This is a genomic window from Rhodococcus sp. IEGM 1379 (assembly GCF_030056815.1).
Classification (GTDB): Bacteria; Actinomycetota; Actinomycetes; order Mycobacteriales; family Mycobacteriaceae; genus Rhodococcus_F.
This window is the reverse complement of record NZ_JASHKR010000013.1, coordinates 22,152-49,109: the sequence shown is the minus strand read 5'-3', so window position 1 is coordinate 49,109 and position 26,958 is coordinate 22,152. Positions and strand designations below refer to the sequence as shown.

Annotated in this window: 25 protein-coding genes and 6 pseudogenes; 10 read left to right on the top strand and 21 right to left on the bottom strand. The window is 61.7% G+C overall.

Features of this window, described 5'->3' with window-relative positions:
• Positions 1 to 47: 47 nt before the first annotated feature.
• Positions 48 to 1,100 carry an IS110 family transposase gene (locus QM600_RS10285; RefSeq protein WP_349307249.1) on the top strand — a complete coding sequence of 351 codons (1,053 nt, stop codon included), beginning with the start codon at positions 48 to 50 and terminating at the stop codon, positions 1,098 to 1,100.
• 463 nt (positions 1,101 to 1,563) lie between these two features.
• Here the strand turns inward: QM600_RS10285 and QM600_RS10275 are convergent, their stop codons facing one another.
• Both QM600_RS10275 and QM600_RS10270 read right to left on the bottom strand, forming a co-directional pair.
• Positions 1,564 to 2,850: a DUF1214 domain-containing protein gene (locus QM600_RS10275; protein ID WP_283261359.1), complete on the bottom strand. Its 1,287-nt coding sequence runs from the start codon at positions 2,848 to 2,850 to the stop codon at positions 1,564 to 1,566.
• 397 nt (positions 2,851 to 3,247) lie between these two features.
• Positions 3,248 to 4,171: a TauD/TfdA dioxygenase family protein gene (locus QM600_RS10270; protein WP_283261358.1), complete on the bottom strand. Its 924-nt coding sequence runs from the start codon at positions 4,169 to 4,171 to the stop codon at positions 3,248 to 3,250.
• Positions 4,172 to 4,523: 352 nt separating this feature from the next.
• Here QM600_RS10270 and QM600_RS10265 point away from each other — a divergent pair, with 352 nt between their 5' ends.
• Positions 4,524 to 5,123: a TetR family transcriptional regulator gene (locus QM600_RS10265; protein WP_283261357.1), complete on the top strand. Its 600-nt coding sequence runs from the start codon at positions 4,524 to 4,526 to the stop codon at positions 5,121 to 5,123.
• 126 nt (positions 5,124 to 5,249) lie between these two features.
• Here QM600_RS10265 and QM600_RS10260 read toward each other — a convergent pair.
• Positions 5,250 to 5,489 (bottom strand): annotated as a pseudogene (locus tag QM600_RS10260) (IS6 family transposase); the annotation flags it as partial.
• 350 nt (positions 5,490 to 5,839) lie between these two features.
• Positions 5,840 to 6,325 carry a nuclear transport factor 2 family protein gene (locus QM600_RS10255; RefSeq protein WP_283261356.1) on the bottom strand — a complete coding sequence of 162 codons (486 nt, stop codon included), beginning with the start codon at positions 6,323 to 6,325 and terminating at the stop codon, positions 5,840 to 5,842.
• 466 nt (positions 6,326 to 6,791) lie between these two features.
• Here QM600_RS10255 and QM600_RS10250 point away from each other — a divergent pair, with 466 nt between their 5' ends.
• The gene (locus tag QM600_RS10250; protein WP_283261355.1) at positions 6,792 to 7,718 is read left to right on the top strand and encodes a tyrosine-protein phosphatase; all 927 of its coding nucleotides are present in this window, start codon (positions 6,792 to 6,794) and stop codon (positions 7,716 to 7,718) included.
• Between the two features lie 1,016 nt (positions 7,719 to 8,734).
• Here QM600_RS10250 and QM600_RS10245 read toward each other — a convergent pair.
• Both QM600_RS10245 and QM600_RS10240 read right to left on the bottom strand, forming a co-directional pair.
• A pseudogene (locus tag QM600_RS10245) lies at positions 8,735 to 8,995 on the bottom strand (putative Ig domain-containing protein); the annotation flags it as partial.
• Between the two features lie 10 nt (positions 8,996 to 9,005).
• The gene (locus QM600_RS10240) at positions 9,006 to 9,479 is read right to left on the bottom strand and encodes a YncE family protein (protein WP_283261353.1); all 474 of its coding nucleotides are present in this window, start codon (positions 9,477 to 9,479) and stop codon (positions 9,006 to 9,008) included.
• A gap of 461 nt (positions 9,480 to 9,940) precedes the next feature.
• On the opposite strand from QM600_RS10240, the pseudogene QM600_RS10235 reads away from it, so the two are divergent.
• A pseudogene (locus QM600_RS10235) lies at positions 9,941 to 10,300 on the top strand (ATP-binding protein); the annotation flags it as partial.
• Positions 10,301 to 10,563: 263 nt separating this feature from the next.
• Here the strand turns inward: QM600_RS10235 and QM600_RS10230 are convergent.
• Both QM600_RS10230 and QM600_RS10225 read right to left on the bottom strand, forming a co-directional pair.
• Positions 10,564 to 10,814, bottom strand: a pseudogene (locus QM600_RS10230) (transposase); the annotation flags it as partial.
• A gap of 150 nt (positions 10,815 to 10,964) precedes the next feature.
• Positions 10,965 to 11,453 (bottom strand): MarR family winged helix-turn-helix transcriptional regulator, encoded by a 489-nt coding sequence (locus QM600_RS10225; protein WP_283261352.1) that lies wholly within the window; start codon positions 11,451 to 11,453, stop codon positions 10,965 to 10,967.
• 78 nt (positions 11,454 to 11,531) lie between these two features.
• On the opposite strand from QM600_RS10225, the gene QM600_RS10220 reads away from it, so the two are divergent.
• The 3 genes from QM600_RS10220 to QM600_RS10210 all read left to right on the top strand — a co-directional run bounded on the left by QM600_RS10220 (position 11,532) and on the right by QM600_RS10210 (position 14,346).
• Complete coding sequence (locus QM600_RS10220) at positions 11,532 to 13,142, top strand: DHA2 family efflux MFS transporter permease subunit (RefSeq protein WP_283261351.1); 1,611 nt, start codon at positions 11,532 to 11,534, stop codon at positions 13,140 to 13,142.
• Positions 13,143 to 13,497: 355 nt separating this feature from the next.
• Positions 13,498 to 13,899, top strand: coding sequence for a hypothetical protein (locus QM600_RS10215; RefSeq protein WP_283261350.1), 402 nt, complete (start codon positions 13,498 to 13,500; stop codon positions 13,897 to 13,899).
• A gap of 249 nt (positions 13,900 to 14,148) precedes the next feature.
• Positions 14,149 to 14,346, top strand: coding sequence for a hypothetical protein (locus tag QM600_RS10210; protein ID WP_283261349.1), 198 nt, complete (start codon positions 14,149 to 14,151; stop codon positions 14,344 to 14,346).
• A gap of 204 nt (positions 14,347 to 14,550) precedes the next feature.
• On the opposite strand, the gene QM600_RS10205 is transcribed toward QM600_RS10210, so the two are convergent.
• The 3 genes and pseudogenes from QM600_RS10205 to QM600_RS10200 form a co-directional block, all read right to left on the bottom strand.
• Complete coding sequence (locus QM600_RS10205; RefSeq protein ID WP_283261348.1) at positions 14,551 to 15,033, bottom strand: carboxymuconolactone decarboxylase family protein; 483 nt, start codon at positions 15,031 to 15,033, stop codon at positions 14,551 to 14,553.
• A 404-nt stretch (positions 15,034 to 15,437) separates the two neighbouring features.
• Positions 15,438 to 15,625: pseudogene (locus QM600_RS29830) on the bottom strand (Tn3 family transposase); the annotation flags it as partial.
• 79 nt (positions 15,626 to 15,704) lie between these two features.
• Positions 15,705 to 16,616 (bottom strand): IclR family transcriptional regulator, encoded by a 912-nt coding sequence (locus QM600_RS10200; RefSeq protein ID WP_283261347.1) that lies wholly within the window; start codon positions 16,614 to 16,616, stop codon positions 15,705 to 15,707.
• Between the two features lie 267 nt (positions 16,617 to 16,883).
• On the opposite strand from QM600_RS10200, the gene QM600_RS10195 reads away from it, so the two are divergent.
• Positions 16,884 to 17,489: a TetR/AcrR family transcriptional regulator gene (locus QM600_RS10195; protein WP_283261346.1), complete on the top strand. Its 606-nt coding sequence runs from the start codon at positions 16,884 to 16,886 to the stop codon at positions 17,487 to 17,489.
• Positions 17,490 to 17,702: 213 nt separating this feature from the next.
• Here QM600_RS10195 and QM600_RS10190 read toward each other — a convergent pair whose 3' ends face one another.
• The 5 genes and pseudogenes from QM600_RS10190 to QM600_RS29825 all read right to left on the bottom strand — a co-directional run.
• The gene (locus tag QM600_RS10190) at positions 17,703 to 18,650 is read right to left on the bottom strand and encodes a phospholipase D family protein (RefSeq protein WP_283261345.1); all 948 of its coding nucleotides are present in this window, start codon (positions 18,648 to 18,650) and stop codon (positions 17,703 to 17,705) included.
• A gap of 479 nt (positions 18,651 to 19,129) precedes the next feature.
• Positions 19,130 to 19,486, bottom strand: coding sequence for a type II toxin-antitoxin system PemK/MazF family toxin (locus tag QM600_RS10185; RefSeq protein ID WP_283261417.1), 357 nt, complete (start codon positions 19,484 to 19,486; stop codon positions 19,130 to 19,132).
• Positions 19,483 to 19,695, bottom strand: a complete 213-nt coding sequence (locus tag QM600_RS10180) for a ribbon-helix-helix domain-containing protein (RefSeq protein WP_283261344.1) — start codon at positions 19,693 to 19,695, stop codon at positions 19,483 to 19,485. The genes QM600_RS10185 and QM600_RS10180 overlap by 4 nt, the downstream gene beginning before the upstream one ends.
• A gap of 200 nt (positions 19,696 to 19,895) precedes the next feature.
• Positions 19,896 to 20,195 (bottom strand): hypothetical protein, encoded by a 300-nt coding sequence (locus QM600_RS10175; protein ID WP_283261423.1) that lies wholly within the window; start codon positions 20,193 to 20,195, stop codon positions 19,896 to 19,898.
• A gap of 78 nt (positions 20,196 to 20,273) precedes the next feature.
• Positions 20,274 to 20,387 (bottom strand): annotated as a pseudogene (locus QM600_RS29825) (DUF7144 family membrane protein); the annotation flags it as partial.
• Between the two features lie 555 nt (positions 20,388 to 20,942).
• On the opposite strand from QM600_RS29825, the gene QM600_RS10170 reads away from it, so the two are divergent.
• Positions 20,943 to 21,608 (top strand): helix-turn-helix domain-containing protein, encoded by a 666-nt coding sequence (locus QM600_RS10170; RefSeq protein ID WP_283261343.1) that lies wholly within the window; start codon positions 20,943 to 20,945, stop codon positions 21,606 to 21,608.
• A gap of 62 nt (positions 21,609 to 21,670) precedes the next feature.
• On the opposite strand, the gene QM600_RS10165 is transcribed toward QM600_RS10170, so the two are convergent.
• The gene (locus QM600_RS10165) at positions 21,671 to 23,026 is read right to left on the bottom strand and encodes an ammonium transporter (protein WP_283261342.1); all 1,356 of its coding nucleotides are present in this window, start codon (positions 23,024 to 23,026) and stop codon (positions 21,671 to 21,673) included.
• A 234-nt stretch (positions 23,027 to 23,260) separates the two neighbouring features.
• On the opposite strand from QM600_RS10165, the gene QM600_RS10160 reads away from it, so the two are divergent.
• Complete coding sequence (locus QM600_RS10160) at positions 23,261 to 23,812, top strand: HutD/Ves family protein (RefSeq protein WP_283261341.1); 552 nt, start codon at positions 23,261 to 23,263, stop codon at positions 23,810 to 23,812.
• A 60-nt stretch (positions 23,813 to 23,872) separates the two neighbouring features.
• On the opposite strand, the gene QM600_RS10155 is transcribed toward QM600_RS10160, so the two are convergent.
• The 4 genes from QM600_RS10155 to QM600_RS10140 are packed head-to-tail and all read right to left on the bottom strand — an operon-like array spanning position 23,873 to position 26,944.
• On the bottom strand, positions 23,873 to 24,445 hold the full coding sequence (locus QM600_RS10155) for a TetR/AcrR family transcriptional regulator (RefSeq protein WP_283261340.1): 573 nt from the start codon (positions 24,443 to 24,445) through the stop codon (positions 23,873 to 23,875).
• Complete coding sequence (locus QM600_RS10150; RefSeq protein ID WP_283261339.1) at positions 24,442 to 25,440, bottom strand: heme-dependent oxidative N-demethylase family protein; 999 nt, start codon at positions 25,438 to 25,440, stop codon at positions 24,442 to 24,444. Before QM600_RS10150 ends, QM600_RS10155 begins: the two co-directional genes overlap by 4 nt.
• Entirely contained in the window at positions 25,437 to 26,414 is a 978-nt protein-coding gene (locus QM600_RS10145) for a PDR/VanB family oxidoreductase (RefSeq protein WP_283261338.1), read from the bottom strand. The genes QM600_RS10150 and QM600_RS10145 overlap by 4 nt, the downstream gene beginning before the upstream one ends.
• The gene (locus QM600_RS10140) at positions 26,411 to 26,944 is read right to left on the bottom strand and encodes a dimethylamine monooxygenase subunit DmmA family protein (RefSeq protein WP_283261337.1); all 534 of its coding nucleotides are present in this window, start codon (positions 26,942 to 26,944) and stop codon (positions 26,411 to 26,413) included. The genes QM600_RS10145 and QM600_RS10140 overlap by 4 nt, the downstream gene beginning before the upstream one ends.
• Between the last annotated feature and the right edge of the window lie 14 nt (positions 26,945 to 26,958).

Here is a 26,958-nt window from a genome sequence, read left to right as displayed (position 1 = left end):
GGCCTGTCCGAACCTCGCACGCGCCACTCGAACGGAAGGCGGCCCACGTGAATAGAACGTCGACGACACCGAAGATCTACTGCGGAGTCGATACCCACGCTGACACCCACCACGCCGCACTCGTCACCGACACCGGAGTTATTCTCGACAGCCGCCAATTCGACGCCACCGCAATCGGATACCACGACCTCGAAGTCTGGATGCTCGAGCACGGACACCCGATCAGTTTCGGTGTCGAAGGCGCCGCCTCCTACGGAGCGGGCCTGACCCGTCATCTACTCGGGTGCGGCATCTCGGTCGTGGAGGTGCCCCGACTGAACCGCAAGCTCCGTCGCAACAGCGGTAAGAGTGATCCGATCGATGCCGAAGCCGCCGCCCGCGCTGTCCTCGCCGGCAACCAACTCGCCCAACCCAAACGCGGCGACGGGCCCATCGAATCGATCCGGGCACTCCGCATCGCCAGGTCCGGTGCGGTCAAAGCCGCGACCGCCTCGATGAACGCGGTGCGGTCGATGATCGTCACCGAGCCCGAATCGCTGCGCACCGAGCTTCGCGGCCACTCCGCAACGAAACTCCTCGACATCTGTGCAGCGTTCGAGTCGGACCTGACGGCACTGCGCGAACCGGCCCACGCGATCAAGCTCTCCCTACGTTCCTTGGCAAGCCGAACCCGCGAACTACGAAGAGAGGCAGCTGAACTCAAAAAGCATCTCGCCACGCTGGTCGCTCGTATTGCCCCCAGAACATCGGATGTGTCCGGCCTCGGACCCGACACGGCAGCCGCGCTGCTGATCACCGTCGGAGACAATCCCGACCGCCTACGATCCGAATCGTCCTTGGCTCATCTCTGCGGGGTGGCCCCGATTCCGCGTCCTCAGGGAAAACCACCCGGCATCGGCTTCACCGAGGTGGCGACAGACGTGCCAACCAGGCGTTGCACACTGCTGTCGTCGTGCGACTCCGATACCACGACGAAGCGCGTAGCTACGCGAAACGTCGCACGTCAGAAGGTAAGTCGATGCCCGAGATCCTCCGGTGCTAGAAGCTCCACCTTGCCCGCGAGGTATTCAGCGCGCTCCGAGCGGATTACCAGGCTCTGATCACTTGACGTCTATAGGAGCGTCAGCGAAGATTTCACATTGCGTGATGTGCATCACGATGAATGTCGTGTGGTCTTGTTCATCGGAATGTGGCGGACAGCGGACCCGATTGAGGGCACAGCTTCCGCGTTCGAACTCACCATCGTCCGTGGGACTGTTCCAAGTTCCTGCTGCAGTTATCGGACTTGATGCCAGCATGGAGACTGGCCGAACAAATTGGCGGAGAGAGCGATTCGTGATTGTGTGCTGCGTGTGAATCGAAAGACAATTAGCCGCGGCGATTCATCCCGGCCGGTACCGCGGTGATCGACGTGCCGTTGGCATGAACTACTTTCGAGATTGTCAGCGCTCGATCATGGAGAGGCGAATCGAGTCCCCAGGCGGGTTTTGCCCGTACGTTGCGATCCGACAAGTCGATCGCAACGTACGACCCAATCGGCTCGATCCGCAACCGATAATTGCGCTATTCGGTGTACCGACGTACGTAGTCGTTGGCTCTCGAGGACTGCTGTTGTTCACGTTGTTGCATTGTGAGGAAGGAAGTACCTGTAGGCATCCGCTCCACAAGCTGTTCAAGTTTTACAACCTCGACGCTCCGGATGGCCAAGTCGATGGCAGCCTCCGCTGGCAGCGACTGCCAACGGAGGGCGACCATCCCCGAATTATGACCTTCGGGGTCGAGCCAGTTGTACGCTCCTGGATCTTCACGCGAGATGACAAACGAGTACGTTCCATCCGAATTAGATTCGGCCTGAACAGTATTCAGGCTACTCGTTCGGTGGATGTACTCATACGCCACTCCCCACGGGTCGGAGAGTTGAATGCCGAGGGAAGCAGCACCCAGTGGATCGACGGTGACAATCAACGCTTCTCCATCGTTCACGTCAAACCATCCCCCCGTCGACAGTCCACGACCTGCGGGACGACGACGGGCCGAACGAACATGGTTCGCTGCCGCGGTATAGAAGTACTGGTTGAAGTAGTCGAGCCAGAACGGCGCTAATTGCGTCAGCAACTCCACCGAACGTGTAGTGAGCTGTTCCACGCTTTGCGACTCGCGAGCCGCAGGACCTGCAGTCCTGACCAGATCGAGTCGGACAACATTCTCGGTTGACCAGTCGTTGAAGAGATCCCGGACGATCAAGAACGAATCCTGCTCTGCGGGGATCTGGATGTGGTTACTCCGCCCGTTGGCAGGCTGGGCGTCCAGTGTGATGACAAAGGAGCCGTCTGTCGTGGCCACGATGTCATCGCTGTGCAGGCCTGCGAGCTGTGTGCCGCCTTCTGCGGTGAGGGCGGTGGTCCCGGGGATAGCGTCGCGCATCTCGAAATGCTGCTCTGTCGGTCCCGGATAGTTGACCTTCCCGCGAATCTCGTAGGTCGAGGCGCCCGATATGGCTGCGTGCCGGTAAACATTGTCCGGGTTCTCGATTCCGAAACCGGACCTCGGGGAACTCAGTCCTTGAAACTCGTGTGGAGCGGTTACGCCCCACATGAGCCTCGGATTGCCGGGGTCTGCACAAATAGCGTATTGGGTCACTGCGGTAGCGAGGGAATGGGCAGCCCTGCTGATCGTCGCTTTTCCGGCCGGCGTCGAGCCCTGTGGGTCCGCCGCGTAGAGCATCTCGACATGTCGAATTGCGTTGCGGTAGGCGTCTGTTTCCAGAATCCTTCGGGTCAGTTCTTCACCTTCGCGTTGAACTGGGGTAGCGAGGGCGCCTACATAATCGACGTCAATCGATGTTTCCATTCGTTTCATCTGGAATTCAATTCTTTCCGGCTGGTGTCTGGCAACACAGACGATAAAGACTTTGTCGCCAATGTCATTCTTGGCTTAAATCTGTTGCAGCGCAGTCACTGTCAGATATCGATTCATTCGCGGCGGACCAACAGCTAGCCAGGATGAGAGTTTTCCGAGCGAGGCCAGCACGTATGCGCATGTGACCTTGGGCGGTTTGCTTCACAACTTTCAATCATGTCCGCCGCTCACCGTGCTACGGCGAGCTTTTCGGGCCTGCCTGTGACCTGTGGTTTACAAGTTCGGACGATTTCTTTGGTGCGAGGTCGGGCCGTGCGTATCTGCACGACCCGACCTCGCACCAGCAATTGAGAAATTGTGCGCAGTTCGCCTAAAGAGTGAACCGTTGTCAGGCGAAGGCTGCTTCAATGGTGGGCTCCGCCGCGCCGTCCGGGCGGTAGAAGGGACGCCCGCCCTCGACCGTACAACGGCGCATCAGCCGATACTGCGGGAAGTGATCCGACAGCGCACGATGATTTGTGCAGCGCTCATCCCAAATCGCGACGTCACCGGCTTGCCAACGCCAGCGGACTTGGTAGTTGGGGTTTTCCAAGAGATTGCTCAGATATCCGAGAAGCACGTCGCTCTCCGGCTTGTGCATGCCGACGATCTGATCAATGAAAGAGCTCAGGAACAGCGCCTGACCCCCAGTCTCCTCATGGGTGCGGACCAACGGCATTACGGAGCCCTTGAGTTTCTCCCGGATAATCTGCTCTGCTTCCCGGCCGTACACCTCCACGCTCGACTTTATGAAGTGCTCGGAGGGCTTATGCAGAGCGCGCAGGTTCTGGCAGATCCGCTTCATCTCGTCAGAGAGGTTGTCGTAGACGGCGTATAGGCTGGCCCAGAGGGTGTCACCGCCGACGGGCGGGATGTCCAGACCACAGAGGATCGCCAGGTTGGGCGGCTCCGGCCAGTAGGTTAGGTCCGTGTGGAATCCATCTGCGGCTGGCCGCTTCGTCGCGGTGTTCTCGACAGAATGCAGCACCGATTCGTCGCCCATGAGCTGCGCCACCGGGTTTGCCATGGGAGTGCCCCACCGTTTCGCCAAGGCGACGTGGTCATCCTCGGAGAGGTGCTGATTGCGGAGAAAGACCACATGGTGTTTGAGCAAGGCCTGATGAAGATCGGCAAACTCATCATCGCTCAGGTCGCTGAGACTCACCCCCTCGATAATCGCCCCGATGTTGGCGTTCAACGGCGTCACGCGCAGATTTCTGCCTTGATGAGGATCGAGGACCTGCGGATCACTGGCCAGTTGAGACGAATTCATTGCTATCTCCTTCTTGGAAATTGATCAATTCAATAGCGAGCTCCGGTATCCACGTCCGGTGGCACCTACAAGCGCGCCCCTAGCGAGGGCTCGGCGCCTTCTCGCCATCAGTGGTTGGCGCCGGGCGAGTCCTGCCCTGCCGGTCAGCCGTCCGACATGGAGCACCACGCCTCGGGTTGGCCCCAGCGCTGTCATCTCTGGTGCTGGGTCTTCGCGCCGCCACCAAAGGGTAAGCCAACTCACATATGTTAGTCAACTACCATTTTTTGGCGGGTGTGCCGAGGACGCCGCCGTCAGCTCCGCGTCGGCTCACGCCGAGGTGCCCCTCGGTCAGCCGTAGTCTGGAGCCACTATGGGCCTACGAGAAAGTAAGAAGCTTGCAACGCGCAATCGCCTCGTCGATGCCGCGCTACGCCGGTTCGCCGAAAACGGCTACGACGCAACCACCGTCGAGGAAATCGCTGCCGACGCCCAGGTGTCGGTGACGACCTTCTTCCGATACTTCCGGTCTAAGGACGAGATCCTCTTCATCGACGCAGACAGCGCGACCCCGGACTTTTGCGCTGCGCTCACGGCTCGGCCGGCAGATGAGCCGGATCTCGAGGCGATCCGCCAGGTGATGCGCACTTTCCATGTGCGCGAAGATCCCCACGACGATCCACAACGCCGACTTCGCCAGCATCGTGTCGTGGCCGCGACTCCGGTGTTGCGTGGTCGGTATCACGAGGTCTCCGCACGATGGCAGCACGAGGTCGCCGCAGGCCTGTCTCAACGGCAGGCCTCGTCCCCCGACGACCGCAATGTCCGACTCACCGCCGCTATCGCGTTGGCTATTGTGAGCTTCGCCGACGATGAGTGGTGCGCGCACGAGGGGGCTGTCGACTGGGTCACCATCCTCGACGAAGCCTTCGAGTCACATGCGGCACTCGCCCAGAACGGTCTCGACCCTTGAACGCTCATATACTTCGCCGCGCGCGGCGGCGCACCTCTTGCGGGCACTGTCACGTTGATTGAAAGAACTGGCGGCGTCGTCGTTTGGAGTGAGCTGCGATGTAATCCCGTTGGGGTTGTTCACGTTTCAGGAGGAAACACCGCTCGCGGTGACTTCCTGCCAGACCGTGAATTGGTCGGCCATCTCGGGCGCGGTCAGTCGATGCTGGCAGGGCCGGAAAGGCGGTGAGATCGGGCTGTACGCGGACAGGGAACGTTGCGCGTGTGCGACGATGTGAAGCGTTTCATAGCCCGCTCCCGCTGTTGGGTCGGCTGATGGGAATTCCCGGCCCGGTTGCTGGAAGTACTTGGATCGGCGACCCCTGACCCCCTGCCTCATGCGGAGTCCGATAGCTCTCATTAGAGGAGCTATGAACAGTCCCTCGGAACTGGATTTCTCAGTCCAACGGCAGGGGAGCAGTTCACTCGGATAGTGGGTCTCCGTGTTGTGAAGAGAACTCGGACGTCACCGGATGGACGATATTTCGATGGCGGTGCCGATGTCAGTATTCGTGGTGACGCCGTCTTTGTCCGACCGTATCCAATGTCGCGGTGTAAATCGCCCGCGTTGGGTGAATCGCGGTAAAACTGGGGAGAGACGTGGTCGGGATATTCGGACGATCCAATACAAATCATTATCTTTGCCGACTGAGCGTAGCTACAGCCCAGAGATCTTGATCAGTTGTCGGCCCGGGCAAGCAAATCACGAGCGGACGAGCTTCCGTCGAGTAGCCGGGTGGTGCGTTGCTTGATTTTCCACTCGCCCAGTACCTTCACGAGATCGAATCGGTTCGCTGCGACACGCCAGACGCGGAACGAATCGTCGCCTTCGTTTCGTCGTAGCAACTGAGAATGGCCCGTCGCAGTGGCATTGTCCCCGTCGACGATGATGTTGAGCGGGCCCAGGAGATGACCGCAACCGGTGTTGATGTAGTCCTGGTGGGGTTTGGTGCGGACCATCTCGATGATCTCGGCGCGACCGTTCAGGTTACGAATATCGATGTCGTACACGGCATCCTCGGTCCACATGGCACCGACCTTGTCTGCCTCGCCGGCGTCGACAGCAGGACCATACGCGGTGATGAGTCTCTGGATCGCAATCTCATCTTCGAGTATTTGCACTCGCTCGAGCAGCGAGTTGACTAGCGCGGCGATTTCGGTCATCGGATCTCCTTGGCATGGTCAGGCAATCAGGTGTGACGGCTGAGCTTGGGCTGGAACATGTACGTATGTAAGCGAATTCGACGTGCGCTCCGCAGAGTATCAGGTAGCTGTTGATTGCTGCCGCCCCGGCAGAGTTGTCTCGACGACCCGAGGTCAGGCTGGGATTCTCCGTCAAGTCATCTGGACAAGTGCCGCACCGATTTCCGTGACTCTCGGGGGACTTTTCTTGTTTCCTCTGGCGTCGGCCACGGCGATGGGTCAAGGCTGCTCCGGCTTCGCAGCGGGCGCGACGGCGCGGTGGGTGTGGGGGGATCGGGATGAGGTCGGAATCAGGATCGTTACCCGGTGAATATTCGGCTTTTCTACGTCTCGGTGAATGGGCATGGCCCTTTTCAGCCACTCAGTTTCCTGCACTATTGCGTATGACAGGAAAACCTATCTACCACTACTGGAAAGCCTTCACTCGATGCCACACCGTCCCTTCGCCTTGCGTCACCAAGCCCGGACGTGCGTCGCGCTCGCTGCGGCAGGTTCATTCCTGTTCGCCGGCATCACTGCTGCTACCGCCGAGTTGAGAACCCTACCGTCATTCGGGTCGTCGGACTTCGGCTCGAGTGCACCGTCCGCCGTTGTGGCACCCCGACTTGCATCGATAGACAATTTCCGCGATGTGGCAGGCACAGGATCTGGCTACGTCGGCAGCGGTGGCCTGCACGTACGCCAGGGCGTGTTCTACCGCGCAAACGCGATTACTCCGAATGCCGAAGACCTGGCGACCCTCGAATCGCTGCATTTGACGGCGGTATACGATCTGCGCACCGAGGCCGAGATCACCGCGAACCCGAACACCCTGCCCAGTGGCGTCCGCTACGAGAAGATTCAGGTCCTCGCCGCTGATCCGAGCGGTGACATCGCGGCAATCACCACGAAGGACCAGGCACAGGCGTACGTCCAGTCGGGATACCGGTCCACCGTCAGCGATCCCGTCTCCCGTGCCGGATTCGGTCAGTTGTTGACCGAACTCGCCGACACCCCGGGCGCGCAGGTATTTCACTGCACCGCCGGAAAGGACCGCACCGGATGGGGATCGGCCCTGCTGTTGAGCATCGCCGGTGTCCCGCGGGAGACCATCATGGCGGACTATCTGCTCTCGAATGAGTACTCTGCGGCAGCTATCGAGGCAAAGATCGCTCGGATCGCTGCAGCGAAAGGTCCGGAGTACGCGGAGGTCTACCGTCAGCTTCTCGGCGTCGATGCCAGCTATCTGCAGGCAGCGTTCGACGAAATGGACAGCACCTACGGTTCGTTCGACCGCTATCTCGTGGACGGACTCGGGCTGGATGCGGCGACGATTATGAAGCTGAAACTCAAGCTTCTGTTCCGAGTTGCATGATGTGAAGGGTGCTGGGCGCGTGATCAATTCGATTGTCGGTAGCCCAGTACCGTCGGATCATCTGCCTTGGTGGTACTTGGCCTCGCGTCAGGCATGCTGACGGTCGAGCAGGCGATCTCTGTGGAGATGAGGAGGACCTCGCTGCGGTTTTCGGAGCCGACTGAGGGGTGCCGATTGCCGTGGTGTGTTAGTGCGGGCCGCGGTGCAGTGTGGTGTTTTCCGTGGTGCGGTGCGGGGAGCCGGCTTCGGGGCTCGGAATCTGCCGGGATGCGCTGTTTACGTGTCCTGACTTGCGGGGATGACCTGCTCCGGGATGCCGTTGCGCGCACAGTTGGCGGGTGCCGCCGCTGCGCGGGTCGAGGGCGCGACGAGTGCCGGTTGCGCGGGGAGAGGCTGCTGCTCGTCGATTCGGGGTGTGGAGGGTATCGCGGCGGGTGAGTGGAAGCCGATGTTTGAATCTTGTGAATATTGCTGTGTTTCAGTAACTTTGGATTGTCGGTCGGGGCACTATTTCGATGGTTGTGCATGAAGGAACTTCAGCGAGACTGGAATTAAACTGTGTCAGTGTTGATTTCGAGGTTGGATATTTCCAGCTTGTTTGTGAGGTACGGGCAGTCGTCTGAGAGACGTGAGAACGAAGGCGCCGTGCCGTTCCATCGTCCAGCACTGATCGGCACGCTCGTGGATCTCAATGCGGGAAGCAACATGGATTGAAACGCGTAGCTGTCGGACACTGTGACGCGGACGGCCGCACCGCAACTCGACACCCGGCGTTGACGTGCGGCGCACGGTGGGACCGATACGGTGTGCTCATTCTCTGGTGATGGTCTCCTTAATCGCTACCGCATTCTGGGGGCCTTTTTATGTGCTGGCCTGCTCAGATGACACGTCCCACCGAGTCCTCACGCTGCTCCTCGCGCTTCCAGTAAAGCCAATCTGGAGACAGCCGAGAAATGCCGGCGCATCCCCCTCACAAGGGACTGCGCCGGCATGTGCCACGAACAGAACGGGACATGTCAGGCGGTAGGTCTGCTCCCGAAAATCGAGCCCGAAGATCCGAGAGATCCCGTCTCGGGCGGGTCCACCACGGGAACAGCGGTGACGGTGACATCGAGGGTGGTGGTGCCAACGCTGTTGGTTGCGGTGATGGTGACGGGGAAGTTCCCGGATTGGGTGGGGGTTCCGGACAGGACTCCGGAGTCACTGAGGGTGAGCCCGGTGGGGAGGGTGCCGGTGGTGACTGTGACCACGGGGGTTGGTGTTCCGGTGACGGCGAAGGTGTAACTCCTAGGGCGTACCGACCACTGCGACGGTGGGTGTCCCGGCGAGGGCGGGCGCCTGTTCGATCGCGATCACGGACATCGTGCTACTGCCGAAGTTGGTGACGTAGGCGTAGTCGCCGCTGGTTGCCACCCCGGCCGGATACGTGCCGACCTGGATGGTGGCGGTGACGGCGGGTGGGACGGCGGCGCTGTCGATCACTGACACCGTGCCGTCGGTGTTGGCGACGTAGGCGCGGGTACCGATTATCGCCACTCCCCACGGACCCGTGCCGGGCCGCCCGACCGAGATGGTGTCGATAATCGCCGGTGGGGTAGTGGTGGTGTCGATGATCGACACCGTATTGCTGGAGTTGTTGGTGACGTAGGCGCGGTTGCCGCTGATCGCCACCCCCCGCGGACCCGCGTCGACCGGAATCGTGTGGATGACGGTGTCTGTGGCGGCGGGACCCACTGCGCTGCCGAGGGTAAGGGCGAGCACGCCGGCGGTGACTGCTGCTGTTGTGGTGAGTCGCCGGAGGCGTCGGGGGCGGTGTGGTCGGTGATCGAGGGCGGTCTCAGGGCGTGCGCCTTTCCAGGCAGTAGTCCGCCTGTGGGGCGGCGCGGCCGCTGTAGGGGCTGCCGTGGGGGAAAGATATCGGATATTCGGTCGGATATACACCTTTTGATGTGTCCCGATCCGTCCAATCATGGAAGTGGACACAAATGCTCCCTGGGGGGTGAATGTGTTTGAACAAGCTTTGACCTGGGGTAACGACGGGTCGGAGTGTGGTGCAGTGGGCTCGGAATACATGGTCTTCACCTCCACGAGCGAAACTCACGGCGCACCGTGGTCGGTGAACGGTTGCTCGGCAACAACCCAGTTCGGCCAACGAGCGAACCCGCGATGCTGCCCTAGTCGTCTACGGGATGCCACGAACACTCGATGAAGCCATTGACGTTTTGATCATCGTCGACCAGGTCGGCTACATCCCGTTCGAACAGGACGCCGCGAACGGGGTCCCTCCCTGCACGCAGTGCTCGGGGGCGTTTTCCAGTTGGTGTCGAGTCGCTACGAGGATGCCTCGCTGATTCTGACATCGAATCTGCCGTTCGGTCGGTGGGGTGACGTGTTCGGCAATCAGGCGGTCGCGGCCGCGATGATCGACCGAATCGTCCATCACGCAAGAGGTTTTGACGTTGAAAGGGGCGAGTTACCGACTGAAGAAACACCGGGATCGATACGTTGCCGTCCGTGAGAGCGGACAACGCGGCACGACGAATATATCCTGCTTCGCTCCTCGATCGAACTGGAACCATTGACTTCAGCCACCGCAACAACTCTTCGCGCCCCTGTTGGAGAAATCCTCAACACGCTACTCTCGCCGGCAGAAAAACCTGCCCGTTAGCCTCAATCTTGCATGAGAGGCCACTGCCGGCCTGATCGGTTCGCCGACGATGTTTTCACCGTCCGAATCAGTATCCGGATGTGACAGGTCGGCCGGTGTGCAGTCGGGATGCTGCCGGATTCTACTTTCCGGAGTCGTGTTCTTTCCGCTCGCGCCAATAGGATTCGCCATGATTCGGGTCGGCGCCGGTAACGCGTCGAGCCTGGCCAACGCTGAGGCCACTAAGCCCGACCACGGCGCCCGCCGAGACAGGCGCAGACATGTTTGCCGTGCGGGCCGGGCGATGCGCCCGGCAATCGAAATACGCGCAGGCGCAGGCGTTTCGGCTCCCGTCGACGTGCATCGCTGCTGTTCAGCGCTAGCATTTGCATCCAGGCTGTCAGTTCGGAGGCGAGCGCAACGATCGCCAACCACACCTGATTCTGTGCCGCGTGTTCGTGATCTTTGGACGAACATTGTGTTGGCATCGATCCTGTGACGCGAAACTTGCTGCATCGCACCTAGCGGAAAACTGCTGCACTCCAAATGATTTGATAGTGTCACTTCGAGTGAATCGTGGTTATTCTTCGGGGGGAGCCCTACCGCTTGATGATCTGCAGTAGCGCGGTACGCAGCGCTTCAGGGTCAGCGACGGCCGGGAAGACCGCCGCCTCCAGCCCTCGTGCACGTTGCCACAAAGCGTGTCCCTCCGGCGTTACGTGCACCACATGGCGTCGCCGATCTACTGTATCGGGGGAGCGCGTAATGTGCCCCGCCCTCTCGAGTCGGTCGACGGTGCGCGACATCGTCTGCGCCTCGACATGGGCGTTCCGGGCAAGCTCGGCCTGCGTGCTCACGCCGAGCTCGATCAGGTGCAGAACGATGAGCCCTGCGTGAGTCAGGCCGAGTTCCGTCAGGGCATCTGCCCAGCGTCGTTCGACGGCGCGTGCCGCCGTGGAGAGCAGTCGGGCAGTTGGCCAGTTCTCGGGTAGGTGCACGCTCTCGATGGCGCTGTCCCCGGCACCCGCCGGAGACGGTGCGACAGATTTCACGACAGATGGAGTGTCCGGCAGCTCCGCTTTCCTCATGCGCCCATGGTAGAACTAGTCTCAACTTTCATCAGCCGACTGACTAATTATTGAGCCTAATTATTGAGCGGGGTAAAAATGGAATCCTCACGACGTCGCTGGGCTGGCCTCGTTTTCATCAGCATCGCAGTGTCACTGATCATCGTCGACTCTACGATCGTCAACGTCGCGATTCCCTCGATCATCGACGATCTGGATATCTCCTCCACCCAGGTGCAGTGGGTGCAGGAGTCCTACACGCTCGTCTTCGCCGCCCTGCTACTGGTCTTCGGAACGCTCGCCGACCGCGTCGGTCGCCGCAAGATGCTGCTTATCGGCGTAGTGATTTTTGCACTCGCCTCTGTTGCGGCCGCGCTGGCCCCGACAGGCGAACTGCTTATCGCCTCGCGCCTGATACAGGGTGTCGGCGGCGCGATGGTGTTGCCGACGACGCTGTCTCTGATCAACGCGAACTTCCGCGGACACGAGCGGGCGATTGCCTTCGCGGTCTGGGGTTCGGCCATCGGTGGTATGGCCGCACTCGGCCCACTGCTCGGCGGCTGGCTGACGACCGCATATTCGTGGCGCTGGGCATTCGGCATCAATATTCCGCTGGGCATCATCATCGTCATCGGTGTTCTGCTCACCGTCACCGAATCGAAGGACTCCACCGACTCTCGACGCATTGACCTGGTCGGCGCGCTGCTCTCGATCGTGGCCAGTGGCTCGCTCGTTTTCGCCCTGATCGAGGGCCGCGTCTACGGCTGGTGGGCCGTCAACACGCGGCCAGTGATCGGCGACTGGACATGGCCGCTCGATATCTCCCCGATCCCGATGTTCTTCGCTCTCGCGGTGATCGCCGGCGTCGCCTTCGTTGTGTGGGGGCGCCACCGCGAGCGGATGGGGCGGAGCACGATGCTCGCCTTCGACCTGTTCTCCATCCCCTCCTTCCGCAACGGCAACCTCGCGGCAATGATCGTCTCGCTCGGAGAGTTCGGCATCATCCTCTCCCTGCCACTCTGGCTGCAGAACGTGCTGGGCTTCACCGCCCTCAACACAGGTCTGATCCTGGTGGCCCTCGCTGGCGGCTCCTTCGTGGCAAGCGGCTTCGCCGGAGCATTCGGCAACCGGGTCTCCCCTGTCGTGATCGTGCGCGTCGGCCTCGCTGCTGAGATCGTCGGCGTCGCCGGGATCGGCCTCGCAATCGGCCCCAACACCGGGTGGGGTGTGCTCGTACCGCTGCTATTCATCTACGGACTCGGCGTTGGCCTTGCAACCGCCCAGCTCACTGGAGTGGTACTCAAGGATGTCTCTGTCGAACAGAGCGGACAGGGCTCCGGGACACAGAGCACCTCGCGTCAGATCGGATCGGCACTTGGCATCGCCATTCTTGGAACCGTGCTGTTCGCTTCCACCGGCGCTGCGCTGGACAGCAGTCTCAGCGATCAAGGTGTGCCGGAGGCACAACGTGTGGGTATCGTCGCGAGCGTGGTGAACAGCGCGGGTGCCTCAATCGCAGGGTTAGCCGCCGACCCGGCAACGGAGCAGATCGCGGAGGACGCGAAGGTTGCATTCTCCGATGGAACCCGCTACGCGGCATTCTCTGCTGCAGCATTTCTCTGCCTGGGCTTTTTCGCGACGCTCTCACTCGACAGCGGCCGTCGACCGAGCGAGGAGAACGCGGAGGGGGAGGAAAAGCTCGTCCCGTGACGGGGTGGATGGCGCTGTGGCGTTAGTCGAAAAGCTAAGCAGCGAGTCATGTTTGGACAGGCTGTCACAGGACCCCGCCGGGCCGTTCATTCTCAGGTGGTGGCATCGGTCGCGGTGACTTCTTGCCAGACTGTGAAAGGGTCGGCCATCTCGGTACGCTATTCGAGCGCTGTGGGTCGGTTCTGTGACCCGCCGCCCGCGACCACCGGTCGTGGTACTGCTCGGTCGACTGGCGGTGCGCAGGTCTGGCAGCAGTGGGTCGACCGCTGGCTCGCAGCCGAGCGCCGACGCCGCCGCCGATCCGACGGCATGGACTCGGCAGATGTGTGCGGCAGGGGTCGCGGCGCGGGGCACGATGAACGTCGGCGACTACGTGCAGCGCACCGCCGGAATCGAAGATCGCATCGGCGAGCCGCTGACGGCCTCGACCAAGGAGGGCCATCTCGCAGCGATCCGGAGGTTCTTCGCCGACTGCCAGGAATGGGAATGGCTGCCGCGTCGCTTCGACCCTGGGCGGGCGCTGGCCACTCTGCGCAGCATCACCGCGCTGCTCGGCCTGAACCCACGGGTAATCGCCGACGGGATCTGGGCCAAACTGCTCAGGGCAGGGCTGAACCTGTCGCAGATCGATCTCCCCGAGACGCGGTCCGGGCACTTCTACCCACACGAACTGGTCCGCGCAATCACGTTGTCCTGGTTCTTCTCCCGGCAGTGCAGCGACGAGATCGCCGGACTGCGGATCGGCTGCATCCGCTAGCAGCACGACGCCGGGTACTTCTCCCGCAACGTCCGCACCATCGAGGTCCTCGTCGATCGCGACGCCGTCACCTCCGGCGCCGCTGCCACCGACGAGCCTTGGCAGTACTACGACCTCGGGCACGGGTAGTGCACCTACACCTTCTTCGAACAATGCCCACACAGGATCGCATGCGCCCGCTGTGACTTCTACGCCCCCAAGGCCTCTGGCAAAGACTAACTGTTGGAGGCCAAAGACAATCTGGCGCGTATGCTCGCCGCCGTCCCGCTCAGCGATGACGAGCGGGACGCCGTCGACGAGGGGCAGAGCGCTCTCGACGACCTCCTTGAGCGGCTGATCGACGTCCCGACGCCGACCGGTGTCACGCCACGTGAGATCGGTGTTCCGGCGACCTCGACCCTGCTTCCGATCGTCTCGGTCAACCGGGGCAGAGCCGGACGTCCTTGATAATTCAGATTTCACGTAACTATCAAGATGCTCAAACGGCAAATGTACGGACGCGTTGGATTTGACCTGCTTCGCAAACGAATACTCTTCAGCGACTGATACTTTCAGAATCGATCGCGGAAAGTGGTCCAGAGCCAGCTTTCAACCGTCGTTTACAGTCGAAGCGATTGGCACCAGTTGAAGTGCGCGGACATGACGACCTTCTCAGTCGCTGACCGGGATCGCACACACTGTGTCAAGCCCGAGAACGTGATTGAGTCGACCGGACGTGATCCACGACCCGATACTGATAGAGAGTTCCACGATCTCGGCTTGGCTGTACTGCGCACTCATCCGGCCCCAGAATTCGTCGTCGAGACCGTGATGGTCCACGGCGTACCGCTCGGCGTACTCGGCAGCCAGTCGCGTGCGGACATCGAAGCTGTCCGTGGTTTTCCACTGCTCGACGGCATCACCGAAAGTGCTCTCGACCCTCATCCCGTCGCGTTCGGTACGCCAATCCATACAGACGATGCACCCGTTGATCTGCGCGATCCGCAGCCGCGCGGCTTCGAACTCACGTAGACCCAGTGTGGATTCCGCGGTTACCGTCCGTGAAAATCGGCGCGCCGCGCGGCCGATCTCCGGGACGAGTTCGGTCCATACGTATTCGGTGGGATCCTTGCCGTCGGGGACGTTGATGTGCATCGTTGGTTCCTACTCTGTTGATTTCCTGTGGGCGGTAGTGCCACATCGTGTGTTGCTTGCGGGCAGTCTCATTGGTTGACACGACCGTGGACGCTCACCCGCTTGGCTGAGCGGGTGGTGAGACTGGAGTCGAACTCTGCCGCGAAGGGATCTTCAGACGGATGGAGATGTTCGTGACACCGTGCCCCAATAATGCGGTGGTGCGGATGCAACCAGATCACGGCCAAATCCGCGCGTCGGTGAGCCCCTGGTGCTCGGCTCGTACCCACAACTCGGGCAGGTCCGCAGCGCTCTCGCCGCCACAACAGCATCCGAGGCCACTGCTACCAATTGGGCTGGGGACTTTGCCCTCTTCGTGCGTTTGTTCAGGTGTCCGTAGACGGTGGTGGGAGGAACGTTCAACATTCGGTTTGTGCTTCCAGTTGCCAAGCTCGGGTCATTCCTTCGTGGGCATCGAGCAGGTCGGGGTGTAGGGCGTGCAGAGCATCGCCCTTGTTGAACCGGCAAGAGATCTTGCGCCAATGGTCCGGATCAGCCAGTAATCTCGCGGCGTAGACGGTGCGCCGAAGCGCCCGTACTCCTTGAGCGAGGCGCCCGGCCAGGGGCGAGGGCAGGGAAGGGCGACCTGGACCCAGAGCGGATTTGCCTAAAAGCGCGTCCAAAACTGTACTTCAGATCCACTGGTCCGAGGAGGAGAACAAGAGGCTGTCTATCATCGCCGCCGAAAAGTTGTCCACGGAAACCGGCAAAGCCTCACGGCCGCGGCGGGGAGCATCCAGTTCGGGGTTCAGCGACCGCGAGACTTCTCGGGCAGCATCACCTACTAGGGGCGCCACTCGTTCGAGTTGTGCGGTACGAATGTCACCGCACAACGCAATGCTGCCGACGTGACCTTCGGGCCCCCGAATCACTGCGGCCACACAGGCGACACCCCGCGCCGCTTCTCCGCGTTCGAAGGCCAAACCTCGACGCTGACGGATGCGGTTCAGCTCCTGATGTAGCTCCCCGATCTCCCCGATGGTCTTCTCGGTACGGCGAGGGAGTGTTGCACCGAACAATGCGTCGACACTCTCCGGGGCGATACATGCAAGCATCGCCTTGCCCCCCGCCGTCGAATGCGCAGGGATACGTCCACCGACACGAGAGGGCAACCCCGTAGCCCAGCGTCCGCCCACCTTGTCGAGGTAGACGCTATCGCGCCCGTCGAGAATAGAGAGATGAACGACCAGTCCGGTCCGCAGATGCAGTTCGTGCAATACGGGAGCTGCAGCTTCACGAACGTGACTGTGCCCGCCCCCCAGTCCGAGTGCGCGTCGGCCGAGTCCGTATCCGATCGATGCATGATTGACCCAGTCGAGTTTGATGAGTTGATCGAGAATCCGGTGGACGGTGGAGCGAGGCAACCGGGTGCGGTACGCAACTTCTTCGAGGGTGAGCCACGCGGCCCGACCGCCGAAGGCATCGAGAATCAGCGTTATCCGTTCGACCATCGACGACGGTATGTCCTTCTTGAACTCCCCGTTCTCGGATTGCGCAGTGGTCGACCTGACGCTGGATACCGTGTCGTTTACGTCAATGGTCATAGCTGCCTTCCCGAACAATTCGTAGGCGGCGTCTCGCTCTGGTGCCTCACAGGTACCTCGCTCAGCTCATCCGCAGGCGTCAAGGTCATACAGCAGACTCACAAATTCTTGCGGAGCTGCTGGCCGTGGGCGCCATGAAGACTCATCTCGCTCCCCGACGTCTGCCCCTCGGTCCGACCAGTATCACCCGAAGAGTAGACACACGTCAACCACGTGTTTACTGCTGCCGTTGGCGCCGAAGGGTGATCGGAGGCCAGACTTCATGTCATGGAACCTAAATCTCATCTAGTTCGGCAGATTCTGTCGCCTGCCCGGGCGGCCACCCGGGAGCGACTGATCGATTCCACCGTCTCCCTGGCAACAGAGGGCGGATATGACGCAGTCACCATTCGGCAAATCGCCGCCACGGCCGGCGTGTCGGTTCCTACGGCATACCAACACGCGAGCTCGAAAGACCAGTTACTCGTAGAGGCTCTGATGGCTCTCGGCAGGCTCTCGACCGAGAGTGTGCGCCACGGGACGTTGATCGGGGAGACACCCGCAGATCGCCTCGTGATGGTGTTCGGGCGGATCTTGAGGGAAGCGAGTAGGAAACCTCTTCTCTACCAGGCTATGTACCGCGCGTACGTCGCCTGCAGTCCGGCGCAGATCGCGACCGATCCGACAGTCGGCTTCGGCCCGGAGAAAGCTAAGTGGATCGGCGAGACGCTCCGCGCCGGCGATACACAGGGAAATACCGACGATGACATAGAGTCGGCATCCCGGATTCTCAGCTGCCTGTTTTTGGGCGCAATGGTGGGCGTGGCGGCAGGGCGTGACGCCGATGAAGTTCTCATGATCCTCGAAGAGGCCACACGCAAGTTGCTTCCCTGACCCCGGCCGAGTGGCGTACCGAGATGGCCGACCGATTCGCGGTCTGGCGGGAGATCACCGCGGCCGATGTTGCCGCCTGAAGGCGAACAATCCGAAAGCGTTCAGGGTAGAAGCTCCAAAACTGGCTGCGCGCTGCATCTTTCAATCAACGTGACAGTGCCCGACGCAGTGCACGTTCGCGTATTGGCACTCGAACATGACATGTTCCGATGGTCAGAGGTTCCACAGTTCGAGTAGGGCGGTGCGGAGGGCGGGGGAGCGGACGTAGTGGTCGGTCCGCAACCGCGGACCGGGGTGCCGGTGGTCGGCGAGATGCTTCTCGGCGACGTGGAGTGGTAGTGGGGGCAGGTCGGTGCGGATGCGCAGGAAAGCCAGCACCGCTCCGCCGGATCGCGGGATGCGGAGCGGTTCGGAGGCCACGAGGGCCGGCGGGTAGATCCATTCTTGGTCGGCGGAGACGAGGACGATCACGTCGCCGGTTGTGATGGTGCTGGGTGTGCTCAGGCGTAGTGATTGGAGTTGGTATTTCGCTATGGGTCCGGCCGTGGTCCGTGTTCGCGGTTGCACCTCCCGTATGAGGTGTTGTTCGGTGGGGTTGGGTTGGTAGTCGACGACGTGTTTGACGAACATTCGGGCGGTGGGTGTGGGGAGGAAGTTGTTGTCGGGGTTGTGGATTCGTCCGGTGACGCCGGGGATGGGTACGGCGCGGCCGATTGCCCATTCGGCGGTGGCGTGGTCGATGAATGGTTGGTCGACTTCGGTGAGGTCGTCGAGGTTGTCGATGAACTTTCGGGTGTCGGCGATGATGGTGGGGTCGTCGGTGATGATGACGGCGTCGTCAGAGTAGGTGGAGTTGATGGTTGCGTTCGCGGAGCCGATCACTGCTCGCCGGTTCGTGACGATGACTTTCGCGTGCAGGGTCGGGGAGGACAGGACCCGGACTCCTTTGCTGAGGTAGTGGGCGAGGGCGGTGGGGGAGGTGGCGTGTGCCCGGATCGCGGCGGCGCCCGCGTTGACGACCAGGATGTCTCCGGCTCGTAGTGGGAGTTGTTCGGGTGCGTTGTGGTCGAGGTAGGCGATGGCTGCGTGGCGTGGGCCTTGTGTGCGGATCGCTTGGGTGATGTGTGGCCACGGGTTGGGTCCGTGGAAGGTGGTGCCCATGGGGCCCAACGGTAGTCGGGGGTGTGGCCGGTGTTGTCGATTGCGGCGCGATGTCGACCCATTGGTTCCGCCCTGGTGGGAGGACGGTGGTTGTTGCGTTTTCTATGGTTCGCTAGGGCGAAGCGAAGAGTGTCGCAGCGGGCGGTGCCGTCTGGGTTCCCGCGGGCATCGCATACAGCATCCGGGTCGATCCCGGGGCGGTCGCATTCCCGATCCCGATCCCGCTGCCGCGATCGACCTACCGTCCGCGCTGAACCGGATCGTCGACCTCGAAATCCCAGGGGACTGGCAAGACTGGCTCGTCTATCAGATCGCACACAATCTCTGCACGAACGCTTCGTCGCAGCCACCGGACAGAGCTACCCGCGTTGGCACGCCCAGTTAGAAGGGGCGTAGCCGGATACCATTCCCCGGCCGCGGCAGGCTTGCGAATATCTCCTGATCGGGATATGCGTCGAAGAGTTTTCGGAGCTGTTCGTTCAGTGCAGGTCGAGATGCAGTCGTAGTGCTTCCTCGAGTGCGGCCAGTGTTCTGAGCCCGAGCTTTCCGACAGGTTCGGCGTCGAGTCGGCGCACCGATACCGAACGTACGTGTTCCGCTTGAGCTTTCGACGCCTGACCTAGCCCTGATTCGTCTGGCTCGACGAGCACCTGGAATGGGAAGACATGTGATGTGTTGGTGGTCAGTGGAACAACGGTGACCACACCCCTGCCGAGGTTTTCCGCCGTGGCGTTGGCGCGGTCGTTGCTCACGACCACCGCCGGGCGACGTTTGGAAGCTTCGCTACCTTGCGCAGGGTTCAGATCGACCCAGTGAATGTGTGCCCGGCGGATCATCCGGCGTCGGCCGCGGTGACGTCCCACGCCTCGTCGGTGTCGCCTTCGGTGAACGCTGCGGCGTAGTCGCGTTCGAGGCCGGACGTCGCGAGAAGCCGGAGTGCGGCCTGGATTCCTGCCGACCGGCCACGGAGTCCGTGATCACGGACGTACTCGTCGAGGACGTGTGTGTCCTCGTCGGGGAGGCTGATTGTAAACTTCGCGGTCATACTCCTAGCGTACCGAAGTATGACTTTTCTGTAAACGGTGTTGTCAAGTTGTCGGAGTACAGCATTTCTAGGGTGCGATGGGTGTCAGGGAAAGCGATGTTCAGGCAGTGACGGTCTGTTCGGTGACGTGATCCGAATCGTCCGAATCCTCCACCGATCTTGCGCGGCTGTGCGGGCCGGGCGGGTCAGCAGTTCGAGAGCTACGAGCGCGACCGGCGCACCGAAAACGATCCACAACACGACCAGACCTGCTCGGGGGACTGGAAGCGAACGAATTCCTTGTCCGCGGCGGGGATCTTGTCCGCGAACGCGAATCCACGCTCGGTCAAGGCTGCTTTGACCCTGTCGATGATCGTGCTCAGTGAATGCTGACTGTTCCGCTCAGATCGACTGCATCTCCGGTGTCCTGTCCGCGCAACGTCGCCACTTCTCCGCGTAACCGGAGAAGTGGCGACGCGTTCGTCCTTGCTGAGCGGGTCGGTGCCCGTGCTGTTGTCCACCGCGTTCTTTTCTGGATGGAAACTGTTGTTGCACTGCATGATCTGCATCGATGGGTAAGGTCGGACACGGCGCTCGGCTCAGATGATATCGGGGTTCCATGTGACGACCGCCCAGATCACGAACACGTTGAGCGCGATGATCGTAACCGCCCACCACGTGTAGTAGGGCAACCACAGGAAATTGACGACGATTCGAGTGCAACCAACGCTCCGCCGCGGCGGCGTCCGAGATGGTCATGCCGCGTGATTGCAGCAGTTCTCGTTGTTCTTCGATGGTCTTGAACGGCGACCGCGCAGGCGCGTATACCGATGCTGCCGGAGTGCCGGAGGCGATCGAGGTTCGTCGACCGCTGGCTGGCCTGTGCATTGCTTGCCAGGCCAGCTTCGGGATCGGCGAGCGCCGTTCTCTCGCGCTGGTTAGCCCGTGCTGTCCTTTGCATGCGTCTCGTTATCGGCGCGTTCCAGGACTACCCGATCTCGAACCGCAAGGCGCGGTGTGCATTACACGGCTTAGCGCGAGACCGTCGTACAGCTCAAACGTGACCGCCGCTATGACGCAGCGCTGCAACTATTTCTCGAATGCATCGACGTGGCCGAATGGCCAGAAAGCCGATTCGGGTCTGCTCGCTCCTGGATGGACGGAAATGCGGGGAAACAAAAGCTAGGCCGGCGAGATCGCAGACAACCGATTCGGCCCAGGCGGCATTCCCTGTTTCCTGTCAGTAGACCTGTTGATAGGGTGTGCAAGTGGCGACTCGAGCAAGTTCCTCAGTCCATCGCGATACCGGGGACCCGGCGCCTGTCGAGCGTGAGGTGCCCTCCGATACGCCTACGGGGCAGGACCTCGAGAAGGTGATTGCGAAGCAAGTCCGTGCCCTGCGCAAGGCCAGTGGCCTCTCCGTCGGGGACATGGCGACGAAGGTCGGCATCTCGAAGGCTATGTTGTCGAAGATCGAGAACTCGCAGACCTCGTGCAGTCTTTCCACGCTGGCGCGTTTGGCAGCCGGACTCGACGTGCCGGTGACTTCGTTGTTCCGCGGCGCGGATACCGCCCGCGATGCCGTGTACGTCGAATCGGGTCATGGCGCCGTGATAGTCGGGCGGGGAACCCGGGTGGGCCACCAATACGAGCTTCTCGGCACCCTCCGCGGGCAGCACAAGAGGCTCGAGCCGGTTCTGGTCACGCTCACCGACGCCAGTGAAACGTTTCCCCTGTTTCAGCACGCCGGCACCGAATTGCTTTACATGCTCGAAGGAGTAATGGTCTACGGGCACGGCGAAGCGGAATACACACTGCGGCCAGGTGATTCACTGTTGCTCGATGGTGAAGGGCTGCACGGCCCCAACGATCTGGTTCGGCTGCCCATCCGATTCCTCGCCGTTACGGCTTATCCCGACCATCACGAAGAATGACGACAGTGGCCCTGCCAGCGGATCGCTGAGGGCAGGGCCACTGCGGCTGTCGATTGAAGGTATCAGGCCTTCGCCGTATCCTTCGCCGCACTATTTGTGATTCGCTCGGCACCCAGGACCGCGTCGGACGCGTCGTGGGAATGTCCTGTGAAGGGCGCGGAGTCGAGTACGTATGCCGTTTCCCCGTGGACGGAAACGTCGAGTCCCTCGTGTTCGCTGTCGACGTTGGCCCGGATTCCCATCACCTTTTTCAGTGCCAAGGCGATGATGACTGTCACAATGAAGGAGTATGCGAGAACTGCTGCCACAGCGACACATTGGCGCCAGAGAACATCAAAGCCGCCACCGTAGAGAAGTCCTGCCACACCGTTGGGGGCCGCGGGGTCTGCGATGAAGCCGATCAGGACCGTGCCCAAGACGCCGCCGACGAGGTGAACCCCCACCACGTCGAGCGCATCGTCATATCCGAGTCGGTATTTCACCGATACCGCCAGACAGCACACCGCGCCCGCGATTGCGCCAATCGCCAGCGCACCGAGGGGCGAGACCGCGCCACACGCCGGCGTGATCGCGACGAGCGCCGCGATCAGACCGGACGCGGCACCCAGCGAGGTGGCACGCCCTTCGCGCAGCTTCTCCATCATCAGCCAGGCGCAGATGCCAGCGCAGGCCGCCGCGACGGTGTTGAGTATGACCACGGAAGCGCTGAGGCCGGCGGACAGGGCGGACCCGCCGTTGAACCCGAACCAACCGAACATCAGGATGCCGGCTCCGAGCATGGTCAGTGGAAGGCTGTGCGGGCGGGGCGCGGCGGGAAATGTCTTGCGGGTGCCGAGTACCAACACGAGGGCGAGGGCCGCGATACCGGCGTTGATGTGGACGGCGGTGCCGCCCGCAAAGTCGATGGCGCCGAGAGTGTTTGCGATCCATCCGCCGATTACGGAGCCGTCCTCGGAGTCAAATGCGAAGACCCAGTGCGCGACGGGGAAGTAGACGAATGTGGCCCAGAGTCCGGCGAACACCATCCAGGCGCCAAACTTCATTCGGTCGGCCACCGCGCCGGAGATGAGGGCGACGGTGATCGCCGCGAACAGCAACTGGAATCCCGAGACCAGTGCGGGTGGCAATCCAGGTTCCGCTGGGGCTTGCAGTAGCGAGCTCGAGCCGAAGAACTCCAGTGGATTGCCGAGGATGCCGGCACCGCCGAGTGAGTTGCCGAGGACGGTGGAGTACCCGAAGATGATCCACAGCACGCCGACGACGGCAAATGCGCCGAACGTCATCATGGCCATGTTGAGTGTGTTGCGGGCACTCACCATTCCGCCGTAGAACATGGCCAGCCCCGGCACCATGAGGCTCACTGCCATGAATGCGGCCAGAATCCAGGCGGTGTCGGCTGCAGCGACTGCTTCATTCATAAAGTCGTCCCCTTCGGTAGAGTGTGACGTGACACAGGAAGTGTTTGCCAATGGGAATCGCTATGTAGCATGAGTAAACCAAAGGAAACGTTGCCAAAGCGGGCATCTCGGTGACAAATAGGTTAACTAGCACTGAGTAAGTACCGAATCGATCTGGCAGTCAAGTGGAATCATTCGTGTAACAACAGTTGATTTAGTATCTCAACAGTAGGCGCGACAACTGAGGGAGAAACCTTGCTTGCGGATCGAACTGCGCGCATCATCCCCCGCGCCGATCGTCGGATCCTCCGGTGGGCAAACGGGCTGGGGAGCACTGCGGAGATCGCCGCCGGTGCCGACTCCCGGTGGCGGTTCAGTATTGCGACCCTCGACGCGAATTCGACGTTCTCATCGTTTCCCGGAGTGGACCGGATATTCACCGTGATCGGCCCACACCCGGTGTCACTCGACTTCGACGCTTCCCCGACGGTGATACCGCGACTGAGTCCGACGTCCTTCGCCGGAGAACGTGCACCCGTGTGCGTTGCTGCCGGCCCGACGGAGGCGTTCAACGTGATGGTCGAAAGATCTAGCGCTGCAGCAACTGTCGAGATCATGGACATCGAAATTCCCTTCGAGATTCATCTCGCCGAGAGAGTGGCAGTACTCGTACTGGTCCTCGACGGGCGGTTGACGACGGACCTCGGGTCCGTCGGGCGGGGTGAGTGTCTTCTGGTGGAGCGGGGAGTCGTCACGACGTCTGGGCACGCATTGGTCCTGAAGGCTGACATCTTCGACCGTCAGTGAGCCTGCGTTACCGGACGTGCACGTACGACGTGAAACCCGGAGCGGTACAGCAGACACGAACTACCTTGCGGTCGAGAGGATCCGGCGTAGGCGTTCGATCGCGCGCTCCGTGGCCAGGCGATCCTTCGCGACGAGTTGGTGCATGATGAATCCTTCGATTGCCGAGTAGACCAGCAAGGTCAGGTCTTCGTCAGCGGTGATGCCCAGACGGGTCAGCGCCTGGGAAGTCGCCTCGAGGTAGGTCGCGTACAGCAGTTTCACATGCGGATCGAGTCGCGGTGTCCGCCGAGAATCGAGCATCAGTTCGTACTGGAAGACCTGAAGGTCGGGGTCTCGGGCGACGAGGTCGGTGAGGTGCTCGACGAAGTTGTCGAGCGACGAACCAGGGGTGATGTCGACGAAGATGCTAGCGCTCTTGTCGAGCGCGTAGCGGAGGGCGACGTCGACGAGGGCATCGGTTGATCCGACGCTACGAAGGACTTCCTCGTCGGCTCCGGACTCCAGGGCGACGGCCGCGATGGTCAGACTGCGCAGGCCGTCGCGGGCGATCACGGAGACCGTTGCGCGTGCGAGCTCGAGAGACCGATCGCTCGGGGGCGCCCCTCGCTGAGGTCGCCTGTCGGTCAGCGTCATGTTTCGACGCTCCCATATGTCAGAAGCCATCTCATGCCGGGTTCGCGGATGCGGCTGATGCCCTTGTATTCGGCCATGTCCACCGGAAGATCCTCCAGAACCTTGTACAGTCGCTCTCCCCATTCCGGAACGGAGGCGACGTCTCGGAACGAGAGCAGATACGTCCGGATCAGGAACATGACGGCGCCGGAGTGGGCGAGCCTGATCAGATGCTGCACTTCGGTTCTCAGGAAGAGCCGGTCCCCGACGTCGTCCAGCGGACCGTCGGCGAGGGTGCGCCGGTCCTTCCCCCACCCGGGATAGGTCTCGGTTGATGTGTCGAGTTTGCCGTCTATGTTCAGCGTCCAGTTGGTGCGCCGGTAACTTTGGCCGGGCCCGAGTCGCATCAGGAAGTTATGTGCGCGGGTGATAATTTTCTCGCTGTGAACCCGTGGGACGGGGCCGTGGATCTCGAGGAAGCTCATACCCACGTCGAATCCGAAGGACCAGTCCGCCGCGAACGTCACCAGTCCGGCGTCGCCCCACAACGCGCCCTCGCGCTGATCGAGAAGTACGACGTCTTCCTGGATTTGGCTGCAAATGTATGCCAGCGGCGGCGCGGGCAACGTGTCGAGGTCACCGAACACGAAGCTGTGTTCGATCCCGAGGATGTCGTTCTTCCACAACCACTCGTCGCGGCGTTTTTCGAGGGTCATGGTGTCGGGGTATTCGTCGGCGAGGGTGCGCATCAGGGTGAGCATCGCGTCCCAGGCGGCGGGAACCATGTGGGGCAGACATTGGTGCCGCGACGGGTCCTCGGCCAGGATTTGCTCGCGCTCGGCAAGCTCTCGGTGGTAGTGGGCATCGATGGCGATGCGGTTCTCACCCCAGTAGCCGGCTACGGTCTCGGTGCAGTTTCCGGCCGGCTCGACGTTGGTGCTGTAGCGGTACTGGTCGTGGGGGAAGGGGAACGGAAAGTGTGCGATGTGGTCGGCACGCGCGTCGCTGGATGTCACAGCTCGATCTCCAATTTGTCTCCTGCGGAACGTGATACGCACGGCATGATGGAATCTCCGGCGGCCTTCTCCTCGTCGGTGAGGAACAGGTCGCGGTGTTCGATCCGGCCGCCGCGCACGCTCAGTCGGCATTCGCCGCACACACCTTGGCGGCAGAGGTTCGGGACGTTGATTCCCTTGTCCAGCATGGCTTCGAGAAGGCTCTGGCCCGAAGGGACAGGAATGAGCATTCCGGTGCGTCCGAGCGTGACGGCGAAGGGCGCTCCTTCGGGCAGGGGGCCCGCTCCGAAGGCCTCCGAGTGCACCCGATCCGGCGGCCAGCCGCAATCGCGGGCCCACTCGGCCACCGCCGAGATCATCGGCGCGGGACCACAGGTGTAGACGTGGGTTCCGAGTGGCTGATCCGCCAGCTTGGCGACCAGGAAGTTCGCGAGTTCTTCGGGCGTCGATACCGTGATCATCCGGTCGCCGCAGAGCGTAGCCAGTTCGCCCGCGTGCGCACCCAGCTGGTCACGGAAGGAATAAATCACTTCGAACGAACGACCCCATTCGAGGGCTGCCCGGACGTGCGACAGGATCGGTGTGACGCCGATTCCGCCCGCGATCAGCAGGTGATGGCGAGCATTGAGCACGGGTGCGAATGCACTGCGTGGACGGCTGGCCCGGATCCGCTGCCCCAGCTGGAGGCCGTGGACCCAGCGTGAACCGCCGTGGCCGTTCTCGTCGAGCCGGACCGAGATCGCATAGTGGTCCGGCTCGATCGAGGGACCGGTAAGCGAGTAGGAATTGCGGTGACCCTCGGCCCAGTTGACCGCGATATGGCTGCCCGGGGTGAACGACGGCAGGGTGCGGCCCGCCGGATCCGCTAGTACGACCTGACGGATCCCCGAGCACAACAACCGTGCCTCGCGGACAGTCAGGACCAGTTCGTCTGTAATGTTCTTGCCCGCAACTGTTTCGAGGGTCATGGTCATGGCAGTTCCTCCGCATCGGCGCGATATCCCAGGTACGCACTGTGGCGCCGGGAGAAGTGGTAGTAGACGGTGAGTTCGGCCGAACAACCCGCACACCGTGTCCGGTCGCCGACGGCTACCGCCGCCATGCGCGACGTCGTGTGGCAATGCGCGCAAAACACGTCGCGCACCCGGACATCAGCCGTGTGATCGTTGATCACCGCGGCGATCTCCGCGGGCAACGCGCCCGCAGAGATCAACCGAGTTCGCACGGCGCCTACCGTCCGTTCGGAACCCGTCACGACGAACCGCCATCCGATGCGCGCTTCGGACAGCAGTTCGTCGAGCATTTCGAGCCCGGACCCGTCTACGTCGTCGACGCTCAATGTTCTAGTGGGGACAGGGGCTACTCGCTCGCTCAATTCGCGTATGGCCGGCGCGCTGACCGAACTGTCCGAGATGAGTACGTAGCGGGTGACGGCAGAGCCGGCCGCCAGTTCGTCGACGGCCGAGCAGTCAGATCCCCACCGCGGAACACTGGTCGACTTCATCGATACCGCCATAG